A 19,214-nucleotide genomic window follows, 5' to 3' on the forward strand; every position below is an offset into this window, starting at 1 on the left:
GCCGCATGCCTCATGCCTCGGCGCGCTTTCGGGCGCTTTAGCGGAACCAGACGACGATGCCGACGGAGAACAGGTGGATGTCTTCCTCTCCGGTGTCGTCGTCTCCGAAGTCCGGGAAGAAGTCCCATTCGGCGCGGATGCCCAGGTTGCCGCCGATCGCGAACTGGGCACCCAGACCGATGGTGACGTCCACGCCGTCATCGCTTGCCGAGCCTGGAGCGCCGGCCACGATTCCGCGGGTGTCGAGATTCCAGAAGGACAACCCCGCCTTGCCGAACAGCGCCCCTTCGCGAAACGGCAGGATTCCGACCCCTTGAACCGTCATCGCGCTGGCTTGGAACTTCAGGTCGAAGGGGGTGCCGAGGAAGCTGCCCCTGCCCGAGATCTCGCCCAGATTTACGTACGCCGCCTCGGCCGCGAAGTTGGCGTTGAACTGGTACCCGGCGAAGAGCTTGAACCCCGCGTCCTGGTCCTCGCAGTCGATGAGGGTCACCCCGGGCTCGTCGTCGCAGAAATCCGATGCCATCGACGCTCCGACGCTGGCCCCGATGTAGCCGCTGCCGGCGCTTTGCGCGCCGGCCCATTGAGGAAAGGCCAAGCCGGTCGCGACCAGCAGCGGCAACGCGCGGCGTATCACACTGTTGAGCATAGTGGCCTCCGTTCTGGTGAGCGTGGGCGCGCATCGGGCATGACATGACCGCGCGCCGTCCGCCGTCGCTATCTTGCGTCCGAACATCGTGAAAGCCAACCCGGTCCGGTATTCGATCCGTCCTTCGAACCCCGAAGCACACCTCTTCTCGGTCACCTGCACTGTCGCACTGCCCGATCCGGCCGGGCAGCGCCTTTCGCTGCCCACCTGGATTCCCGGCAGCTATCTGATCCGGGAGTTCGCCCGCCACATCGTTCACATCTCGGCACGGGGCGGACGACGCCCGGCGGCTCTGGAGAAGATCGACAAGAACACCTGGGTCGCGGAACCGGTTGAAGGCCCGCTGACCATCCAGTACGAGGTGTATGCCTTCGATTCCTCGGTGCGCGGCGCCTACCTGGATACCCGGCGCGGCTTCTTCAACGGGCCGTGCCTCTTCCTCAAGGTCCACGGGCGGGAGGACCAGCCGCACGAGGTGCAACTCCTGCCGCCGCGCGGCGCGCGCTATGGCCGCTGGCGCGTGGCGACCGCGATGCGCGCGACCGACGCCGATCGGCGCCGTTACGGGGTTTATCGCGCCGCGGACTACCAGGAGCTGATCGATCATCCGGTGGAGATGGGGGAGTTTTCGCTCGTGACCTTTCGCGCTGCGGGGGTGGCGCACGATCTGGTGATCTCCGGCCGCCATGACGCCGATTTAGATCGTCTCGCCCGAGATCTGAAGCGCTTGTGCGAGACGCAAATCGCGTTCTGGGGCGAGGCGCCGGTGGATCGTTACATTTTCCTGGTCAATGCGGTCGACGAAGGCTACGGTGGCCTGGAGCACAGCGCCTGCGCTGCGCTGCTCTGCGGCCGCGACGATCTGCCGCGCCGCGGGTTGCGCGAGCCCGACGAGCGGTACCGGACTTTTCTCGGCCTGGCGAGCCATGAGTATTTCCACACCTGGAACGTCAAGCGCATCAGGCCCGCGGCCTTCACCCCGTACGATCTGGACCGCGAAAACTACACGCGTAGCCTGTGGGCCTTCGAAGGCATCACCTCCTACTACGACGACCTTCTGCTCCGGCGCGCCGGGCTCATCTCCGAACAGACCTACCTCGAAATCCTGGGCAGCACCATCACGCAGGTCCTGCGCGGGCCAGGCCGCCGCAGGCAGACGGTGGCCGATTCAAGCTTCGATGCCTGGATCAAGTACTACCGCCCGGACGAGAACACGCCCAACGCGGTGGTGAGCTACTACCAGAAGGGGAGCCTGATCGCCTTGTGCCTCGATCTGCTGATCCGCGAGCGCAGCGGCGGGCGCCGCTCGCTCGACCATGTCATGCGCGCCTTGTGGCGCCGTCATGGCCGCAGCGGGGTTGCGGTTCCCGAGGACGGCGTGGAGCAGCTCGCGGAGGAAGTGACGGGACTGCGCCTGAAGGGTTTTTTCGATCTGGCGCTGCGCTCGACCGCGGAGCTGCCGCTGGCGCGGCTGTTGCGCACCGTGGGCATCGAAATGGTGTTGCGCCCGGCCGAATCGGCGTCCGACCGCGGTGGCAAGCGCGCAACCCGGCCGCAAGCGGAACTGGCGGTGCGCGCCGACCTGGGCGCTCGCATCCGCGCCGAAGGCGGCGAGCTGCGCGTGACCCACGTGCTGGATGGCGGCGCCGCACAGCGCGCCGGCCTTTGCGCCGGCGATGTCATCTTCGCGCTCGACGGCCTGCGCGTGACCGGCAAGAACTTGGAAGAGCGGCTTGCGCGCCTGCGCGCCGGCCAACGATGTCGCCTGCACGCCTTTCGCCGCGACGAGCTGATGAGCTTCGACGTGCGCTTCCCGCGGCCGCCGAGCGACACCTGCGTGCTGGTCCCGATCACCGACCGGCAGGCCGAACGCCGGCGCCGCGCGTGGCTCAAGAGGGCATGAGCCGCCACGACACCTGAAAAGGCAAGCGAAAGGCGTGCGGGCGTTTGCGATTCTGCGGGCCCTGGCGCATGGGATCTGCGGGTGCGTATTCCGCAAGCCACTCACTGCAACTGCCCGGGTCTTCTGGGTGCCTTCGTGCCCTGCTGGTCGATCTGCTTTCTTTGGGTCGTTTTGGCGATTCAACGTTCTGCAGCGATGCGCACGCCGACCTTGGTGATCTTGCGCCCCTCCAGTTCGCGCACCACCAGCTCCAGCGGCCCGAGGCGCATGCGGTCGCCCACCACGGTGCGGCCGCGGAAACGCCAGTCGAGATACTGCGCGAGCGTCCTCGCGCGCAGCGACTCCGGCACCGCAACGCCATAGACCTCCGCCAACTCGCCCAACGTGGCTTCGCCGGTCAGGGTGAAGCTGCCGTAGTACTGCGCCTGTTCGGTTTCCTCGAAGTCGTCCGCCGGCACGAACAGGCGCTCCAGCACTGGAATCTCGTGGTCCCCGGTGATCACGTACAACAGGTCGCCGGCGGCGACCTGCGCGTGTCCGATGTCGTCGAGCGCCCGGCCGTCGCGGAACACGGCCGCCACCCGGGCGTCCGCCGGAAGCTCGAGATGCGCAACCTTGCGGCCGATCGCCTCGCTGGCCGGGCTCACGCGCCATGCGAGCAGACGCAGACCCGCCTTGCCCGGAACGATCAGCCGTTCCGAAAACAGCGGCTCGTGCTCGGTGGGCAGCTTCAGGCGCAACCACGCAGCCAACGGCGCGACGCTCCATCCCTGGATGATGAGCGAGGTCAGCACCACGAAGAACGCCACGTTGAAATAGATCTGCGCCTCCTCCAGCCCGCCCAGCACCGGGAAGATCGCGAGCACGATCGGCACCGCACCGCGCAAGCCGACCCAGGCGATGAACAGCTGCTCGCGCCAGGGAAACTTGAACGGCAGCAGGGAGAGCCACGCGGCCAGCGGGCGCGCGACGAAGATCAGCACGAGCGCGATGAACAGCGCGTCCATCGCGGAAGGAACCAGGGCGCTCGGCGTGACCAGCAGCCCCAGCAGCACGAACATCGTGATCTGCGCCAGCCAGGCCAGACCGTCCTGCACCTTGAGGATATTGTCGATCGCATGCACCCGGCTGTTGCCGAGCACCAGTCCGGCGAGATAGATCGCGAGGAAGCCGCTGCCTTCGACCAGAACCGTGGCGGCGTAGATGCACAGGCCGCCGGCTGCGGCGAGCAGGGGGTACAGGCCGAGCGTCAGGCTGACGCGCTCGATTAGCGCGGCGAGCAGCTTGCCCCCGAGCAGGCCGACGCCTGCCCCGATCCCGAACTGAACGATCAGTTCGCCGAGCACGCCGATCCCCAGGCTGCGTCCGCCGGTGTTGATCGCCTCGATGAACACCAGCGTGAGGAACACGGCCATCGGGTCGTTGCAGCCGGATTCGATCTCCAGCGTCGCTCCGACCCGCTGCTTCAACCGCATGCCGCGCGCATGCAGCAGGGAAAACACGGCGGCCGCGTCGGTGGAGCCGACGATGGCACCGATCAGCATGCCCTGCATCCAGTCCATGTCGAGCACCCAAGCCGCTGCCGCTCCAACCGTTCCCGCGGTGAGAATCACGCCCAGCGTGGCCAGCGAGAGCGCCGGGCGCAGCCCGACGCGGAAAGTATCGGTGTGCGTGCGCACGCCGCCGTCGAACAGGATGACGGCGAGCGCCACCGTGGCGACGATGTAGGCGGCATCGAAGTTGTGGAACCGGATGCCGCCCGGCCCGTCCTCGCCGGCCAGCATGCCGACCGCGAGAAACACCAGCAGCAGCGGCGCGCCGGTGCGATTGGCGATGAGGCTCGCCAGCACGGCGCTCACCACCAGCAGGGCACCGACGAAAATGGCCTGGTTAGCGAACTCCACGTTTCCGGATCGGATGTCCTCGTGTTCCGCGCTTCGCGCCGGATTCAGCTTCCAATGTCTGCGACCGGTGCCGGCCGCCAGCGCAGCAGGCGGCGTTCGACGAACGTCACGATCCTGTCCAGGATGAGCGCGCAGGCGGTCAGGACGATGACGCCGGCGAATACCGTGTTGATGTCGAACACGCCCTCGGCCTGCAGGATGAGATAACCCATTCCCCGGGCCGAGCCCAGATACTCGCCGACCACCGCGCCCACGAAGGCCATTCCCACCGAGGCGTGCAGGCTGGAGAACACCCAGCCGGCAGCGCTGGGGACGTACACGTAACGCAGCAACTGGCGCTTGTCCGCACCCAGCATGCGCGCGCTGGCGATCAATACCGGGTTCACTTCGCGCACCCCGTGATAGACGCTGAAGAACACGATGAAGAACACCAGCGTCACTCCGAGCAGCACCTTGGACCAGATGCCCAGCCCGAACCAGACCGCGAAGATCGGCGCGAGGATCACCCGCGGCATGGAATTGAGCGCCTTGATGTAGGGATCCAGCAGCGCGGAAGCCGTCTCGGACAACGCCAGCCACAGACCGGCTGCCACGCCCAGGATGGTTCCCATCGCGAACGCCAGCACCGTCTCCAGCAAGGTGACGCCCAGATGGGGCCAGATCCTGCCGCTGGCGAACCATTCCCAGATCCGCTGCAGCACGACCAGCGGCTCGCCGAAGAAAAACGGAGGCAGCCATCCGACGCGGGTCAGCGCGTGCCACAGCGCGAACAGGCCAAAGAGCAGGAGCGCCTGGTACAGGGGCAGCCAGCGCGGTCTCATGCGGGCGTGGCCTCGAACGAACGCCCGTGCCCGCGCGCGCGATCGTTGCCCGCGAGCACACCGCCCCGGCTTGCGCGCGCGCTCATGGCGCCGCTCCTGCACGGTGTGCCTTCAGCACTTGCTGCTTGAGCACCCGCCAGATCGCACCATGCAGCTCGAGGAATCGCGCGGTCAGCCTTACCTCGGACACATCGCGCGGCCGCGCCAGATCGATGCGAAATTCCTCGAGCGGCCGGCCGGCCGGGCCGGCCGACAACACCACCACGCGGTCCGAGAGCGCGATCGCTTCTTCGATGTCGTGCGTGACGAACACGACCGACTTGCGATCCTGCGACCACAAGGCGAGCAGCTCGTTCTCCATCAGGCTGCGGGTCTGTACGTCGAGCGCGGAGAACGGCTCGTCCATCAGGAGAATCTTGGGGTCGAGGATCAGCGTCTGCGCCAGGGCCACTCGCTTGCGCATGCCACCCGAAAGTTCGTGCGGGTATTTCGCGCCATGACCCGACAAGCCGACTCTGGCGAGCCACGCGTCCGCCCGCTCGACCGCCTCGGCTCTGCCCGCCCCGCACAGCAGCGGCCCGAGCATCACGTTCTCGCGGGCCGTGCGCCACGGCAGCAGCGAATCGCTCTGAAACAGGTAGCCCGCGTGCCGGTTCAGTCCGGCGAGCGGCGTCCCCAGCACCGTGACCGATCCGGCGGTCGGCGCGAGCAACCCGGCGGCCACGTTGAGCAGGGTGGACTTGCCGCAACCGGTCGGACCGACCAGCGAGACGAACTCGCCTTCTTCGACCGCGAGGCTGGCCTGTGCCACTGCGGTGTAGGCGGCGCCGTTTCTTCCTGGAAAAGTGCAGGTGATGCGGTCGAGGACCAGAGCGCTTTGCGCCATCTTCAGCCCGGCGCTCATCGCGCAGCGCGCACAAGGGCGCTGCGGCTCGGGAATTGACCGGCCGGCACGAGCGTCGAATCCATCGTCCCGAATTCTAGCCGACGGCCCATCCGGGCACGACCGGTATACTGCGCGTCATTCAACGGGCGCAGCCATGGCACGGGGCATGAGACCGCGGGCTTCGGACTCCTTCACCGATGTCGAAGTCGAGGCTTTGACCGAAAGGGGGCGCGCGCCTGCGCCGGCCAGAGGAACCCACTGAGTGTTCCGAGCCGGCGGACTAAGCACAAGACGGAGCAGACGCGATGGCTGGTTCGATGGGTTCGTACGACTACATCATCGTGGGCGCCGGGTCAGCCGGCTGCGTGCTGGCGAACCGTCTGAGCGCCGATCCGGGCATGAGCGTGCTGCTCATCGAAGCGGGCGGGAAAGACGACTACTTCTGGATCCCGATCCCGGTGGGTTACCTGTTCACCATCGGCAATCCGCGCACCGACTGGATGTATCGCACGGAGCCCGAGGACGGGCTGAACGGACGTTCGATCGGCTACGCCCGAGGCAAGGTCATGGGCGGCTGCACGTCGATCAACGCCATGATCTACATGCGCGGACAGAAGAGCGACTACGATGACTGGGCCGCACGGGGCAACCGCGGCTGGACCTGGGAGGAAGTGCTGCCCTATTTCAAGCGCATGGAGGACTATGTCCACGGCGCGGATCAGTTCCATGGCGCCGGCGGCGAGCTGCCGGTCCAGGAGCGGCGCGTGAGCTGGGAGATCCTCGAAGCCTGGCGCGAGGCCGCGGAGGAATGCGGCATTCCCAAGATCACGGAATTCAACCGGGGAGACAACTTCGGCAATGCCTATTTCCAGATGAACCAGCGCAACGGCGTACGCTGGAATGCGGTACGCGCGTTTCTGCGGCCGATCAGGCGGCGCAGGAATCTGCACATCCTCGACCAGGCGCATGTTCAGCGTGTCCTCATCGACGCGCGCGGCGGAGTCAGGCGCGCAACCGGCGTGGAGCTGCGCTTGTCCAACGGGCAGCTGCGCAGCGCCGAGGCCAAGCGCGAGGTCCTGCTGGCGGCGGGTGCGATCGGATCTCCGCAGATCCTCCAGCTCTCCGGGATCGGTCCAGGCCCATTGCTGCAGCAATGCGGCATCCAGGTGGTGCACGACCTGCCCGGAGTCGGCGAAAACCTTCACGATCATCTGCAGATCCGCCTGCAGTACAAGGTCGCCAACACCGTCACGCTCAACGACCGCGCGCGCGGCGTCCTCGGCCGGATCGCCATGGGTCTGGAGTATTGCCTGTTGCGCACCGGCCCGCTGACCATGCCGCCCTCGCAGCTCGGCGCCTTCGGCAAGAGCGATCCTTCGCAGCCTTCGGCGAACATCGAATGGCACGTGCAGCCGCTGTCGCTGGACAGGTTCGGCGAACCGCTGCACCGCTTCTCCGCCATCACCCCGTCGGTGTGCAATCTGCGGCCCACGAGTCGCGGTTATGTCAGGATCAAGAGCCCGGACCCGCTGGCACATCCGGCGATCAAGCCGAACTATCTCTGCACCGAAGAAGACCGCCGCGTGGCGGTGGATTCGATCCGCATCACGCGCCGTATCATGTCGGCCAGAGCGCTCGCCCGCTTTCAACCCCGGGAGTTCCGCCCGGGGCCGGAAGCGCAGTCGGACGAAGAGCTGATCCGCGCCGCAGGCGATCTCGGCACGACCATCTTCCATCCCGTCGGCACATGCAAGATGGGCAGCGATCCCCTGGCGGTCGTCGACGACCGGTTGCGCGTGCACGGCGTCCGGAATCTGCGCGTGATCGACGCGTCGGTCATGCCGCGGATCACCTCCGGCAATACCAACGCGCCGACGATGATGATCGCCGAAAAGGGCGCGGAGTTCGTCAAGCGCGACCGCGGCTTCGCCTGAGCCCGCGCACCGCCTACCATCCTGGAGCTCCGATGGAAACCGTCCAACCCAGGGAGTCGTTGATCAGCGTTGCCAATCTGGTCTATGGCCTGCACAGCCTGAGCATTGCGATCGGCGTGCTCGGCGCCTGGACCATCGTGGGAGCGTTCGTCTTCGGCATCCCGTCGATCGTCGCGGTCATCGTCAACTACGTGAAGCGGGACGAAGCCTCGGGTACCTGGCTGGAGTCGCACTTCCGATGGCAGATCAGGACGTTCTGGTTCGCGCTGCTGTGGTGCCTGATCGCGGCGCTGCTCGCCGTCACCATTGTCGGCATTCCCCTGGCGTGGGCCGTGCTCGTCGTTGCCGGCATCTGGGTGATCTACCGGGTGGTCCGCGGCTGGCTGGCCCTGGCGGACCGAAGAGCGCTGAACGTTCCCGCGGCGTGATGTCCGCTCGCCTTCGCGCCGCGGCGCTCGCCGCACTGTGCCTGAGCGCCGCAGGCTCGCGCGCCGAGGATCTCTTTGTACTGCGCTCGGGCCTGAACGAAGTGGTGCTCATCGATCGCGCGAGCATCGTGCGCAAGGGCTCCCGCGCTCGCGCTTGGGTGGTCGAGCGCAAGGAAGGCGGGGGCGGGGCCAACACGGAAAGCCGCAGCCTTTACGTGTTCGACTGCGCCGCGCGCACGCTCGGCGTGGCCGGGCGCGAGGACGGCGCAGGGGCGGCCGCGTCGCTCAGCCCGCCGCGCTCCGGCCTGGAACAGACCCTGATCGCCTACGCCTGCGGCCGGTGATCAGGCGAGTTCCGCCTGCAGTTTCGCGAGGAAAGCGCGAATGCGCTTGGCGTTCTGGCCCAAGTCGCTGCGTCCCACCCGCGACTTGGAACGAACGTCCACCTGGGTCCCGTCGGAGTTGGTGGTGATGCGCACCACCACGTCGTCCTTGAACCCGTAGAGCAGCGAAGTGTCGGTGGCCTCGATCCGCATCTCCTGAGGACTGGCGTCCACCAGCTCCATGCCCATCTTGACAATGACCGCCTTGGCCGCTTCGAAGACCTTTTCCGGAGGGTGGCTCACGACCAGCGGCGCCAGATCGGGGTAGGCCTTGCGCTGCTGCTCCGCCACCTCCGGCCCGTCGTATTCGACCGGGTGGTCGCCCTCTTTCCTCACGTTCTTCACCGCGACGAAGGCGGGGGGATTGCCAAGATCCGTGGTGATGTCGTGAATGTAGGGAACCGAGTCGAGCGTACGCTTCCAGCTCCAGGGCACGTAGAGCGCCAGCGCCGCAACGACCAGGCCGATCGCGCCGAGTACCATCGCCGCGCGCGAGCGGGCCGCGGGGATGAGCAGTCCGGCCGCGATGAGCACCACGGCGGCGGCCGCCCCCCAGAAAGTCCACCGGATGATCGCAAATCCGGTACGGAAATGCCACAGCCCCAGCCGGTAGCCGATGCCGGAAAAGATCATCGCACCGGCACAGATTACCGCCACCGCGAACCCGCCGATCAGCAGCCACTGCGACCGCCGGCTCGGCACTTTCGCCGTCCCCGCTTCCGCGTTCATGTTCACCTCCGTCGATCGGAGCCGCCCGGCTCTCATGATTTTCATGAATTCTAGTCCAGCGCGCGCTGCGCCAGTCAACGCAGGCTGGAGCGGGACGTTAAGCGCGCGTCGCCCTGCGGAGCGAGCTGCTGGCGGCAAGTCACAATCCAAAAGGAGCTAGGACACATGAAACGATTGATCGGTCTGCTGATGGTTACCCTGTTCTGCGCCACCTCCGTCTACACCTTCGCGGCCGACGAGGCGGCGCAGCCAGCCAAACCCGAGCAGCACATGAAGGTCAAGAAACACAGCAAGAAGAAGCAGGAGCACGCGAGAAAAGAAGAAAAGAAGGAAGGCGCACCGGCCGCGACGCCGGCCACACCGGCCACGCCTGCGACGCCCGAGAAGAAGGGCTGATCGCAGCCGCACGGGTCGTTCGATCGGCGGACGACGCGCTCCGCCAACGCACGGGCAGCGCATCTGCGCTGCCCGTTTTCTTTTCCTCGCGCCGCCATTCCAGCGCAAGCCGCACGACAGTCGAGCTCGCGCCGGATCGTTGCGACGTGACGGGAATATGACCGTTCCAATTCCCGCGCGGCATGAAAGCTATGCCGGTCGCCGGGATTCTTTTCCGCTGCCGGCGCACCTATATTGCACTGCGTCAGATGCGCGATGCGCGCACCTTCCGTGACAGGAGGCTTTCATGGAATTGATTCTTGGCAGTCTGCGCGCCCTGATCGCTCGGGCGCTCAGCCGTTGGTACCACGCGAGCGATGCGACCAGGTCCACCGCAAGGAAGCTGGACCAGCGTCTGGGCGAGATCTACAGCCGGACGATGAGCGAGCGGCTTCACTTGTAGGAGTGGCCCATGAAACGAGTGAAATGGCTTGTAACGCTTGCTCTGGCGCTGGGGTTGTCCAACGGCGCCGTCGCGGCACGTGAGGGGGACGAGATCCAGTTCGCCGCTGTGGACTGGAAGTCCTACGAGCGGGTCGCGGACCGCATCACGCTGTGGATGACGCACAGCTATGATCAGACCGTAACCCTGGCGCACGGCTTCTATCCGCACCGCTCGGAGCGAAGGCAGTATCTGATCGATTGCGACAGGCGCACCTACGCGATTGCCCAGTGGTTGCTGACCGACCGCGCCGACGGTGCCGGCCAGGTCGTGTGGCACGCGCGCGTCGAAGACCCGCCGTTTTTCCCGTTCATCGCCGGCAGCTTCGAAGGCGCGGTGTTCCACGCTGCCTGCTCGATCGAACCCACGACCGCGGTCGCCGCGCGCGCCGCTCGGGCATTTCCCGGCGCGCCATCGCCCACCGCCAACTAGCACGCAAACCGGGAGGGCCGCAAGGCCCTCCACCGATTTCGCCTTCCAGACGAACCGAAAAGCACCCGGCGGCCGCTCCGAGCGCAGTTCGTCACGGTCGGCTGCGATCGGCGCACGCGGCAGCGGCAGCGATCCTGCACAATGCCGTCTTCATGACGGCCGCCCATCCGACCCTCTACGCGCTTGCCGCCGCCGCGTTCGTCTCCGGAGCCAACCTGCGGCTCTTCGACGCCCTGCTGCCGACGATCGCGGAGGACTTCGCGGTGCCTGCGACCACCGCTTCGGCCACGGTGACCGCGTTCACGCTGGCCTACGGGCTGTTCCAGCTGGTGCACGGACCGCTCGGCGATCGCATCGGCAAGCTCAAGGTCATCGCTGCCGCCTGCTTCATCGCCGCCGCGGCCTCGGTCGGTTCGGCCACCGCAGGATCACTCGGCACGCTGACCGCGATGCGGTTCATCACCGGAATCGGCGCCGGCGGCATCATTCCGCTCGCGCTGGCCTGGATCGGCGATGCCACCCCTTACGAGCGGCGCCAGGCCACGCTGGGCCGCTTCATCGGCATCGTGCTCCTAGGCCACATTCTCGGTCCGGCGCTGGGCGGACTGTTCGCCCACTTCGTGTCCTGGCGCGCCGTGTTCCATGTGTTCGCGGCCCTGTTTCTCGCGGTGGGCGTGGTGCTCCTGATGCGCAACCGCAAGGCGCCGCTGCCGGTGAGCGCGCGCCGCAGCGGGCTCGTGCGCGGCCACCTCGAACTGCTCAAGGACCACTGGGTCCGCACGGTGCTCGTCACGGTCTGCCTGGAAGGCGCGCTGTTCTACGGCACCTTTGCCTACACCGGGGCCTACCTGAAAGACAAGTTCGACCTGTCCTACTTCACGATCGGGACGATCATTTCCGCCTTCGGCCTGGGCGGCGTGTGCTACAGCCTGCTGGTGCGCTGGCTGTTGCGCCAGCTCGGAGAAACCGGCCTGGTGCTGGGCGGCGGCATCCTGCTGCTGATCTGCTACCTCCTGCTGCCGCTGCTGCCGGCGTGGCAGGCGTTCTTTCCGCTGCTGATCGCCGCCGGCATCGGCTTCTACATGTTCCACAACACCATCCAGACCCGATCGACCGAGATGGCGCCGCACGCGCGCGGCACGGCACTCGCGCTGCACGCCTTCTGCCTGTTCTTCGGCCAGGCGATCGGGGTGGCCATCGTCGGCCGCGGCATCGTCGGGATCGGCTATGGCTGGTGTTTCGCGCTGGCGGGAGTGGCGCTGGCTGTGCTCGGGCGCTTCTTCTCGCGCCGCATTGCCGCTCATCGTTGGGCTGGTTGAAGGGGCTCGTCCCCGGTCCCCGGGTGGTTCGATTGTTCCGTATCGGTTTCACTGCGGATGCGCAACGCACTTGGCGTACAGATCGCCCAGCCTGCCTTCCGGGTCGTAGTTGCGCTTCAGGCGCCGATAGGCCTCACCGTTGTAGATCCGGTCAAAATCCTCGCGTGAGAGAAAGGTGGACGAGTACAGCATCTTCACCCCGCCGCGGGCAAAACATTCGCGGTCCATGATGCGGGTGTACCAGTAGTCGCCCTTTTCCGGCCGCTTCTTCACCTGGCAGTAGCAACCGAGGTTGTAGTACAAGGTGTTCGCCGGCACGGGATAGAGGGTCGGAGAGCGGGGCGTGCGGATCGGCGTGACGATCCACGGTTTTCCTCCCAGATCCACTTCACGCAGCGCAAAGCGCGTCAATTCGGCCGCCTGCTCCCAGGGCACTTCCCAGTCCTGAATCAGCGGTTCCTCCTCGTCCTTGGCTGTCCAAGGCAGCCACTGCAGCAACGCGTGCTTGCGCTGCGTGTAGCGCTTGTAGAAGCCGGAATTGCGCAGCCGCGCCGGGGCGAAGCGGCGGAACACCCGGTAGGGCCAGCCCTCCGGGATGTTCCAGAACCATTCCGGGTCGTAGCGGAACAGGTAGTCCTTGGTAGTGAGGTAGACGTCGGGCTGCTCCTGGATGAGCTTGTAGAAGATGTTCCGGCGCAGGATGTCGTCCACCCGGGGGGCGCGGTCGACGAAGCGCGACAGCGTCAGATAGAGCCTGCGCGCGTCGAAGAAGATGCCTTCGATGAAGTCGATGTCTTCACGCAGCGTGGCGGCGCGCATCGCATCCAGGAAGGCGTCGAGGTCCGTGTAGCGCGCGGTCCCCAGATGCACGTAGGGCTTCGCCGGCATCAGGCGCATCTTCGCGCGGAGGATGTAGCCGAGCGTGCCGTAGGAGTTCGGCAGCCCGTAGAACAGGTCGCTGTACTCGTTGTCCGGCCGACAGAGAACGACCCGCCCGCCCGGCAGCAGCACCTCCGCTTCCAGCAGGCCGTCGTGCACGAAACCGTAGCGGAAGCAGTTGGACTCGATGCCGATGCCGACCGTCGCACCGCCGATCGTGATGTGCTTGAGCTCGGGTGTGACGCACGGAACGCATCCCTGCGGGAGCGTGTAGTCGACGATGGCTTCGAACGTCGCCGAGCCCTCGACGTCGAGAACCCGCGCCTCGCTGTCGAGCGCGAGGCAGTGGCTGAAGCGGCTCAGATCGAGGCCGCGGCCGCCTTGCACCCGCGGCGTGTAGCGGAACAGGTTCGAGCTGGTGCGCTTGCGCACGCCGGTCGCGACGCGCCCGCGCATCGAGTCCAGCAGAGCGGCTTTGCGCGCTTCGAAGGTTCGCACGCCAGCACCTAGACCGCGGAAGGCGCGCCCTCGGGCGCCTGCGAGCGCTGCGCCAGCCGCTGCAGATCGTCCTGGTAGAGGAACGCCCGGCTCATCGGGTAGCTGTCCTTCGAGATATTGCCCTTGCTGAAAAGCACCTGGAACAGATGCGTGCGCGAGTGTACCGAGCGGAACATCTCCGCGCAGGACACCAGATAGGTGCGCCACACGCGCCGGAAGCGCTCGTCGAACTTCTTCGGGTCGAGCAGCTCGATCTCCTTCCAGTGCCGGTCGAAGCGCTCGGTCCACGCATCGAGCGTCAATGCGTAGTGCCGGCGCAGGTTCTCGATGTCGATGATCTCCAGCCCGCACGCTTCCATGGCCGCGATGGTCTGCGCCAGGCTGGGAATCCAGCCGCCGGGGAAGACGTGCTCACGGATGTAGAACTCCGTGTCGCGCACGCCCACGTGCCCGATGAAGTGCAGCATCCCGAGCCCGCCCGGCTTGAGAAAGTCGGCGTGCGCCCTGACGACTTCGCGAAGCTGGTCGCGCCCGGCGTGTTCCAGCACGCCGATCGACACCACCTTGTCGAACTGGGCGTGGACTTCGCGGAAGTCGGCTTCCCGCACCTCCAGCCGTTCGGTCATGCCGCGCCTCCGGATCTCCTCGCGCAGCCATTCCACCTGCTCGGTCGTCGTGTTGACGCCACAGGCGCGCACGCCGTGATGCTGCGCCGCGTGGAACATGAAGCCGCCGAATCCGCAGCCGATGTCCACGACGCTTTCGCCCGGCTTGAGCCGCACCTTGCGGCACACGTGTTCCACCTTGTTGCGCTGCGCCTCCTCGAGGGTCTTCGTGCCCTCCTTCCAGTAGGCGCAGGTATACATCATCAGCTCGCGATCGAGCCAGTAGCCGTAGAAGTCCGCGCCGTGTCCATAGTGGAAGCGCGCGTTGGCCTTTGCCTGTTCGACGGAGCGGTTCGAGCGCCGCAGCTCGTGCCACTGGTTGCGCAGCCACACCAGCGGTCCCGGGCGCCGATCGAACCCGCTCTCGAAGCCGACGCGGAACGCCTGACCGAAATCGCCTTCGATGTCGATCGCCCCGTCGAAGTAGGATTCCAGCATTCCGACGTGGCCGAACGCCAGCGTCCGCAGTTGCGCGCCAACGGTCTTGAAGTGGAAACTGACCAGGGGATCGCCGGGGCGGTTCTGCCAGGTCGAACCGTCGGCGAACCTCACGCGGAAGCAGACCTCGGTGGCGTTGCCCAGACGCTGAATCAAGCCCTTGAACATGCGGCGACTCCTTGGCAATTTTGGCGAAATGATAGCGGTGGGGCGCAAGAATGGCAGGTCCCGGAGCTTGGCGCGTCCGGCCGTCGCCGGGCCCTTTGCCCTCGCCTGTCTGTTGTGGCTGGGCGGCTGCGCCACGGGACGCAATTACGAAGCGCTGCTCGCGCTGGGCGACATCGCGGCCGGCACAGGACCCAGCCGGCTCAAGAAAATTACCCCAGAACCCACTCGCGCCACGGTGAGCTACGAGGCGGCAGGCCACACCTACCGTGCCGATCTTTATCTGCCGGGCGGTGGCCGGGTCGAGGCCGGGATCGTACTGGTGCCGGGCGCCGTTCCGGAAGGAAAGGACGACGAGCGTCTGGTCGCGCTCGCGAAGACGTTCGCCCGGCTGCGCTACGCCGTGCTGGCGCCCGAGTTGAGCGGCTACCGCGAACTGAAGATCGGCCCGCGCCACGTGCGCGAAGTCGCGGAAGCGGTGCGCCATCTTGCCAGCCGGCAGGAGTGGGCGCCGGAGGGGCGCGTGGGCATCGGCGCGTTCAGTTACGGCGCCGGACCGGCCATAGCGGCCGCCCTGGAGGACGACGTGCGAGGCCGAGTACGGTTCGTGCTCGCGGTCGGGGGCTACTACAATCTCAGAAGCGCGCTGCGCTTCCTCACCACCGGAGCGTTCGAGGAGAACGGCAAGCTGCGCCGGCTCGAGGCGAGCGAATACGGAAAGCTCGTCTTCATCCGCAGCACCATGGATCTGCTTGCGCAAGCCGGCGATCGCGCTGCGTTCGAGGCGATGATCCAGGCCAAGCTCAAGGATCCGACCGCCGACGTGTCCGCGCTGGCGCGAGCGCTCGACCCGGAGGGTCTTGCGGTATACCGGCTGCTGTCCAATAGCGATCCTGCGCAGACGCAGCGCCTGATCGCAGCCCTGCCCGCCAGGATCGTGGAAACCATCGATGCGCTCACGCTGGACAACAAGCCGCTGTCGAAACTGCAGGCGCGTCTGATCCTCGTCCATGGCAGGGACGATCGGCTCATCCCATACAGCGAAAGCCTTGCGCTCGCCAAGTCCGTCGCGCCGGGCCAGGCCAGAGTCTTCCTGATCCATCACATCCTGAGCCATGTCGACCTGGGCATGTCGCACCTGTTCTCGCGGCGTTTCTGGAGCGAAGAATTGCCCGACGCCTGGCGGCTGTGGCGCGCCCAGGTCTTGGTGCTGAAAGAGCGCGACCTCTCCGCGGCGGCAGCCCGCGCAGATGCCGACTAGAATGCGTATCCGATTGCAGCCCCTCGCCTGACGCGCTCGGAACTCGCGGCCGCGGATGACTGTCGCATGGGGGCGACGCTTGACCGCTACGCGCGTCGCGGGTGAAAGTCCGCGGCGCATGGAACGAATGACACAGAAGAATCCCCTGGGGCTCGCCGCGGTCCATGCCGCGCGCATCGCCGATCTCTTCGCCCATGCGCGCAGCATGATGGCGACGCCATTGCCCTGGCCGGCGTCGTGGGAACTGAAATCGGAGCAGACCGCCGCCGCGAGCGAAGAGTGCCCGCGCATCCTGCTGCTCACCTCCAGTCTCGGCTACGGTCATGTGCGGGCCGCGCTCGCCATCGAGGCCGCGCTGCGCGAACGGCTCCCGGGCGCCGTCGTCCGCACGCTGGATTTCTGGTCGTTGATGGACGACCGGGTCGCCTGGGCGGTGCGCAGTACTTACCTGCAACTGATCGAGCAGCATCCGCTGCTCTTCGACCGGATCTATCGTCTCGACCAGCGAACCTGGCGCGATATTCTGGAGAGCCGCGAACCTTTACCCGCTTCGATCGCGGAAGTGGCTGCACTGGTTCCTCCCACAAGCGGTGCCATGAGCGATTCGCCCCGGGACGCGTGGCATCCTTCCGACCGCCTGCTTCTGCGCCTGCTCGGTGCCACGCTCTCCAGCCGCGCGCGCGGCATGCCGGGCAACGGGCGTCTGTTGCGCCTGGCGCTGGTGAGCTGGACATGGCGCCGGCTCGCGCGGCGCCTTGCCCAGCGGGTGCAGGCCTTCGATCCGCACGCGATCATCGCCACACAGATGAATCCAGCGGCGCTGCTGTCCTCGGCGAAGCGGCGCCGATCCATGGATGTTCCCACGATCTGCGTTGCGACGGATTTCGGCCTGCACGATTTCTGGATTCAGCCGGGGGTCGATCGTTACTGCGTCGCGCACGAATCGATCGCGAGAGCGCAACGCCAGCGTCTCGACGCGAACAAGGTTCTTGCCACCGGTATTCCCCTGATGCCCGGCTTCCTTCAGCCGCCGGCCGCGCGCGAGGCACGGCAGGCACTGGGGCTCGACACCGATTCTCCGGTGGTGCTCGTGGCCGGAGGCGGGCTCGGACTGGGGGTGGACGCGGCGGCGGAAAAGCTGCTGACCAGTCCGCTGCGCTTGCAGATCCTGGCGGTCGCGGCACACAACAGCACGACCCATCGCTGCCTCTCGGCGCTGGCAGAGCATCATCGGGGACGGATCCGGTTGTGGGAGTGGACCGAGCGCATGGAACTGCTCATTCGCGCGGCGGACATCGTGGTGGGCAAACCAGGTGGACTCACCGTCGCGGAAGCCCTGGCCTGCGGGCGACCCCTGATCGCCACCCGTGCGCTGCGCGGACAGGAAGGGTTCAACGTGCGTTTCCTGGAGGAACATGAGGTGGGACGCCTGGTCTCCGAAAACGATCTGGTCGCCGCCATCGACGCATTGCTGGCCGATCGACTCTTGTTGACGCGGATGCAGGAGCGGGCGTGGCTGCTGGGCCGGCGCGATGGCGCCGATCGCATCGCAGAGCTGGCGCTCTCGCTGGCCGGACCTCGGGTACGCAGGGAGGTTCGCAGGCGCTGATGGATTGGCTGCGCCAGGTGCTGCGGGAAGTGCTGCGGCAGATCGACCGCCGCTACCAGCGCGCGCACCGCCTGCAGGCGGCAGGACCCGTGCTCTTCGTGGGGCGCGCCAGATACCGCGGACCGGTGATGCAGTTCGCCGACGATACGCTGCTCGAGCCGGGCGATGATGTGGGCATGTTGCACTTCAACAATGAGCGCTTCACCCGGATCGAAGGCGGCTCTTCACGCAGCACGGCGCTCGAGTTCGCACGCCTGATGATCCAGTCCCTGCACCACCTCGCCCACAAAGCGCGCACCGACCCGGCGCTTTCCGACCTCGCGGTCTTTCACGCCGTGAGCTGGCTTCCCGCCCACGGCGAACGCATCGGGTTTATCTGTGCACCCTATCCCGAAGGCTTGAAGAAGCGCTGGATGACACTGCACTTCAAGCTGCTGGTCTGGGCCTTCGCGCCGGCACGCGACAGTCGCTCGGCCTGGCCCGACCCGCACTACTTTTGGCTGACGCGCAAGGAACTGCTGAGGAGATTCCCGGAAAGTGACCAGGAGCCCGATGACATCGACCGCAGAAGCTACCGGCGTGCTGGCGCGCGGTCCGGCTGAGCGCCGGCACGTCTACCTGACCTTCGACGACGGGCCCGATCCGGCCTGGACGCCGCGCATCCTCGACGCGCTCGGGGAGGCGGGCCTCGTGGCGGCCTTCTTCACGATCGGAAAGCTGGCTCGCGTGGCGGGCGCCGTGGTGCGCCGCGCGGCGTCCGAAGGACATCTGATCGGCAACCACAGCTGGAGCCACCGCCACCCGTGGACGATGTCGCCGGAAGCGGCCCGGCGCGAAGTCCGCGACGGGGCCACGGCGCTGGCCGACGTCGCGGGCCAGGCTCCGGCCTTTTACCGGCCACCCCACGGACGCCTGCGCCGCTGCATGGTGGAGGAGGCACGCGCGGGTGGTCAGCGCGTGGTGCTGTGGAGCCGCAGCGCGGTGGATTGGGGGCCCCTGGGTTATGCAGCCGGAATCCAGTGGCGGCTCGCCCGGGTCGCTGCCGGAGACATCGTGCTCATGCACGACGGCGGGCGAGGCATCAATCGGCCCGATCAACTGATGCGCGCACTTCCGGAGTTTCTCTCGCGCCTGCGCCGGCAGCATCTGACCTCGGCTTCGTTGAGCGAACTCTGACCCGCTCGGCAGAATGCCCGGCCGATGCGCGCGCCGTGGCCTGTTCCGGCGTCAGCGCGCCGCACGGCAGCGCCCGGCAGGGCACCGACCGCGAGCGCGTCAATCTTTGCTGGCCTGTTGCGCAATGGAGCGTAGAATCTGTGGCTCGACATCGAAGAGGCTGCCACCAGCCGAATGAGCCCGTTCGGCTTCATGGCACGCATGACCGCATGCAAACGTACGTCCGCAGGCGCCCTCGCCCGCTGGGAATCTGTGTCC

General features: G+C 66.8%; 19 protein-coding genes. 12 read left to right on the forward strand and 7 right to left on the reverse strand.

All coding sequences use genetic code 11. The features are described 5' to 3' along the window. Positions 1 to 37: 37 nt before the first annotated feature. Positions 38 to 649 carry an outer membrane beta-barrel protein gene (locus VNM24_16765; protein ID HWQ40233.1) on the reverse strand — a complete coding sequence of 204 codons (612 nt, stop codon included), beginning with the start codon at positions 647 to 649 and terminating at the stop codon, positions 38 to 40. 88 nt (positions 650 to 737) lie between these two features. Between VNM24_16765 and VNM24_16770 the strand changes: the two genes are divergently transcribed. After that, complete coding sequence (locus VNM24_16770; protein HWQ40234.1) at positions 738 to 2,552, forward strand: M61 family metallopeptidase; 1,815 nt, start codon at positions 738 to 740, stop codon at positions 2,550 to 2,552. Positions 2,553 to 2,731: 179 nt separating this feature from the next. Here VNM24_16770 and VNM24_16775 read toward each other — a convergent pair whose 3' ends face one another. The 3 genes from VNM24_16775 to VNM24_16785 form a co-directional block, all read right to left on the reverse strand. After that, positions 2,732 to 4,456, reverse strand: coding sequence for a potassium/proton antiporter (locus tag VNM24_16775; protein ID HWQ40235.1), 1,725 nt, complete (start codon positions 4,454 to 4,456; stop codon positions 2,732 to 2,734). A gap of 44 nt (positions 4,457 to 4,500) precedes the next feature. Further along, positions 4,501 to 5,277, reverse strand: coding sequence for an ABC transporter permease (locus VNM24_16780; protein HWQ40236.1), 777 nt, complete (start codon positions 5,275 to 5,277; stop codon positions 4,501 to 4,503). An 82-nt stretch (positions 5,278 to 5,359) separates the two neighbouring features. Continuing rightward, positions 5,360 to 6,163: an ABC transporter ATP-binding protein gene (locus VNM24_16785; protein HWQ40237.1), complete on the reverse strand. Its 804-nt coding sequence runs from the start codon at positions 6,161 to 6,163 to the stop codon at positions 5,360 to 5,362. Positions 6,164 to 6,468: 305 nt separating this feature from the next. On the opposite strand from VNM24_16785, the gene VNM24_16790 reads away from it, so the two are divergent. Genes VNM24_16790 through VNM24_16800 form a run of 3 tightly spaced genes read left to right on the forward strand, consistent with a single transcriptional unit; the run spans position 6,469 to position 8,869 of the window. Then, positions 6,469 to 8,097, forward strand: coding sequence for a GMC family oxidoreductase N-terminal domain-containing protein (locus VNM24_16790; protein HWQ40238.1), 1,629 nt, complete (start codon positions 6,469 to 6,471; stop codon positions 8,095 to 8,097). 32 nt (positions 8,098 to 8,129) lie between these two features. After that, positions 8,130 to 8,525, forward strand: coding sequence for a hypothetical protein (locus VNM24_16795; protein ID HWQ40239.1), 396 nt, complete (start codon positions 8,130 to 8,132; stop codon positions 8,523 to 8,525). Further along, positions 8,525 to 8,869: a hypothetical protein gene (locus tag VNM24_16800; protein ID HWQ40240.1), complete on the forward strand. Its 345-nt coding sequence runs from the start codon at positions 8,525 to 8,527 to the stop codon at positions 8,867 to 8,869. The genes VNM24_16795 and VNM24_16800 overlap by 1 nt, the downstream gene beginning before the upstream one ends. Here the strand turns inward: VNM24_16800 and VNM24_16805 are convergent, their stop codons facing one another. After that, positions 8,870 to 9,637: a DUF1499 domain-containing protein gene (locus VNM24_16805; GenBank protein HWQ40241.1), complete on the reverse strand. Its 768-nt coding sequence runs from the start codon at positions 9,635 to 9,637 to the stop codon at positions 8,870 to 8,872. Between the two features lie 174 nt (positions 9,638 to 9,811). Between VNM24_16805 and VNM24_16810 the strand changes: the two genes are divergently transcribed. The 4 genes from VNM24_16810 to VNM24_16825 all read left to right on the forward strand — a co-directional run bounded on the left by VNM24_16810 (position 9,812) and on the right by VNM24_16825 (position 12,265). Then, positions 9,812 to 10,033 carry a hypothetical protein gene (locus tag VNM24_16810; protein HWQ40242.1) on the forward strand — a complete coding sequence of 74 codons (222 nt, stop codon included), beginning with the start codon at positions 9,812 to 9,814 and terminating at the stop codon, positions 10,031 to 10,033. 286 nt (positions 10,034 to 10,319) lie between these two features. Continuing rightward, the gene (locus VNM24_16815) at positions 10,320 to 10,475 is read left to right on the forward strand and encodes a hypothetical protein (protein ID HWQ40243.1); all 156 of its coding nucleotides are present in this window, start codon (positions 10,320 to 10,322) and stop codon (positions 10,473 to 10,475) included. Positions 10,476 to 10,484: 9 nt separating this feature from the next. Then, positions 10,485 to 10,946, forward strand: coding sequence for a surface-adhesin E family protein (locus VNM24_16820; GenBank protein ID HWQ40244.1), 462 nt, complete (start codon positions 10,485 to 10,487; stop codon positions 10,944 to 10,946). A 152-nt stretch (positions 10,947 to 11,098) separates the two neighbouring features. Then, positions 11,099 to 12,265 (forward strand): MFS transporter, encoded by a 1,167-nt coding sequence (locus VNM24_16825; GenBank protein ID HWQ40245.1) that lies wholly within the window; start codon positions 11,099 to 11,101, stop codon positions 12,263 to 12,265. Between the two features lie 48 nt (positions 12,266 to 12,313). Here the strand turns inward: VNM24_16825 and VNM24_16830 are convergent, their stop codons facing one another. After that, on the reverse strand, positions 12,314 to 13,642 hold the full coding sequence (locus VNM24_16830; protein ID HWQ40246.1) for an FAD-binding oxidoreductase: 1,329 nt from the start codon (positions 13,640 to 13,642) through the stop codon (positions 12,314 to 12,316). Positions 13,643 to 13,650: 8 nt separating this feature from the next. Next, positions 13,651 to 14,913: a cyclopropane-fatty-acyl-phospholipid synthase family protein gene (locus VNM24_16835; protein HWQ40247.1), complete on the reverse strand. Its 1,263-nt coding sequence runs from the start codon at positions 14,911 to 14,913 to the stop codon at positions 13,651 to 13,653. A gap of 67 nt (positions 14,914 to 14,980) precedes the next feature. On the opposite strand from VNM24_16835, the gene VNM24_16840 reads away from it, so the two are divergent. From VNM24_16840 to VNM24_16855, 4 genes are all read left to right on the forward strand, one after another. Beyond that, a complete protein-coding gene (locus VNM24_16840; protein HWQ40248.1) occupies positions 14,981 to 16,171 on the forward strand; it encodes a hypothetical protein in 1,191 nt (396 codons plus the stop codon). 118 nt (positions 16,172 to 16,289) lie between these two features. Continuing rightward, positions 16,290 to 17,780, forward strand: coding sequence for a glycosyltransferase (locus VNM24_16845; protein HWQ40249.1), 1,491 nt, complete (start codon positions 16,290 to 16,292; stop codon positions 17,778 to 17,780). Then, a complete protein-coding gene (locus tag VNM24_16850) occupies positions 17,780 to 18,382 on the forward strand; it encodes a hypothetical protein (protein ID HWQ40250.1) in 603 nt (200 codons plus the stop codon). The genes VNM24_16845 and VNM24_16850 overlap by 1 nt, the downstream gene beginning before the upstream one ends. Next, positions 18,333 to 18,956 (forward strand): polysaccharide deacetylase family protein, encoded by a 624-nt coding sequence (locus tag VNM24_16855; protein ID HWQ40251.1) that lies wholly within the window; start codon positions 18,333 to 18,335, stop codon positions 18,954 to 18,956. The genes VNM24_16850 and VNM24_16855 overlap by 50 nt, the downstream gene beginning before the upstream one ends. Positions 18,957 to 19,214: the final 258 nt, after the last annotated feature.

The sequence above is a fragment of the Burkholderiales bacterium genome (assembly GCA_035560005.1).
Classification (GTDB): domain Bacteria; phylum Pseudomonadota; class Gammaproteobacteria; order Burkholderiales; family Eutrophovitaceae; genus DASRFY01.

Bases quoted from the DNA above. Each gene is read 5' to 3' on its own strand.
- VNM24_16765 (HWQ40233.1), bottom strand. From the start codon at position 649: ATGCTCAACAGTGTGATACGCCGCGCGTTGCCGCTGCTGGTCGCGACC.
- VNM24_16780 (HWQ40236.1), bottom strand. From the start codon at position 5,277: ATGAGACCGCGCTGGCTGCCCCTGTACCAGGCGCTCCTGCTCTTTGGC.
- VNM24_16785 (HWQ40237.1), bottom strand. From the start codon at position 6,163: ATGGCGCAAAGCGCTCTGGTCCTCGACCGCATCACCTGCACTTTTCCA.
- VNM24_16790 (HWQ40238.1), top strand. From the start codon at position 6,469: ATGGCTGGTTCGATGGGTTCGTACGACTACATCATCGTGGGCGCCGGG.
- VNM24_16795 (HWQ40239.1), top strand. From the start codon at position 8,130: ATGGAAACCGTCCAACCCAGGGAGTCGTTGATCAGCGTTGCCAATCTG.
- VNM24_16800 (HWQ40240.1), top strand. From the start codon at position 8,525: ATGTCCGCTCGCCTTCGCGCCGCGGCGCTCGCCGCACTGTGCCTGAGC.
- VNM24_16805 (HWQ40241.1), bottom strand. From the start codon at position 9,637: ATGAACGCGGAAGCGGGGACGGCGAAAGTGCCGAGCCGGCGGTCGCAG.
- VNM24_16815 (HWQ40243.1), top strand. From the start codon at position 10,320: ATGGAATTGATTCTTGGCAGTCTGCGCGCCCTGATCGCTCGGGCGCTC.
- VNM24_16820 (HWQ40244.1), top strand. From the start codon at position 10,485: ATGAAACGAGTGAAATGGCTTGTAACGCTTGCTCTGGCGCTGGGGTTG.
- VNM24_16825 (HWQ40245.1), top strand. From the start codon at position 11,099: ATGACGGCCGCCCATCCGACCCTCTACGCGCTTGCCGCCGCCGCGTTC.
- VNM24_16835 (HWQ40247.1), bottom strand. From the start codon at position 14,913: ATGTTCAAGGGCTTGATTCAGCGTCTGGGCAACGCCACCGAGGTCTGC.
- VNM24_16845 (HWQ40249.1), top strand. From the start codon at position 16,290: ATGGAACGAATGACACAGAAGAATCCCCTGGGGCTCGCCGCGGTCCAT.
- VNM24_16850 (HWQ40250.1), top strand. From the start codon at position 17,780: ATGGATTGGCTGCGCCAGGTGCTGCGGGAAGTGCTGCGGCAGATCGAC.
- VNM24_16855 (HWQ40251.1), top strand. From the start codon at position 18,333: ATGACATCGACCGCAGAAGCTACCGGCGTGCTGGCGCGCGGTCCGGCT.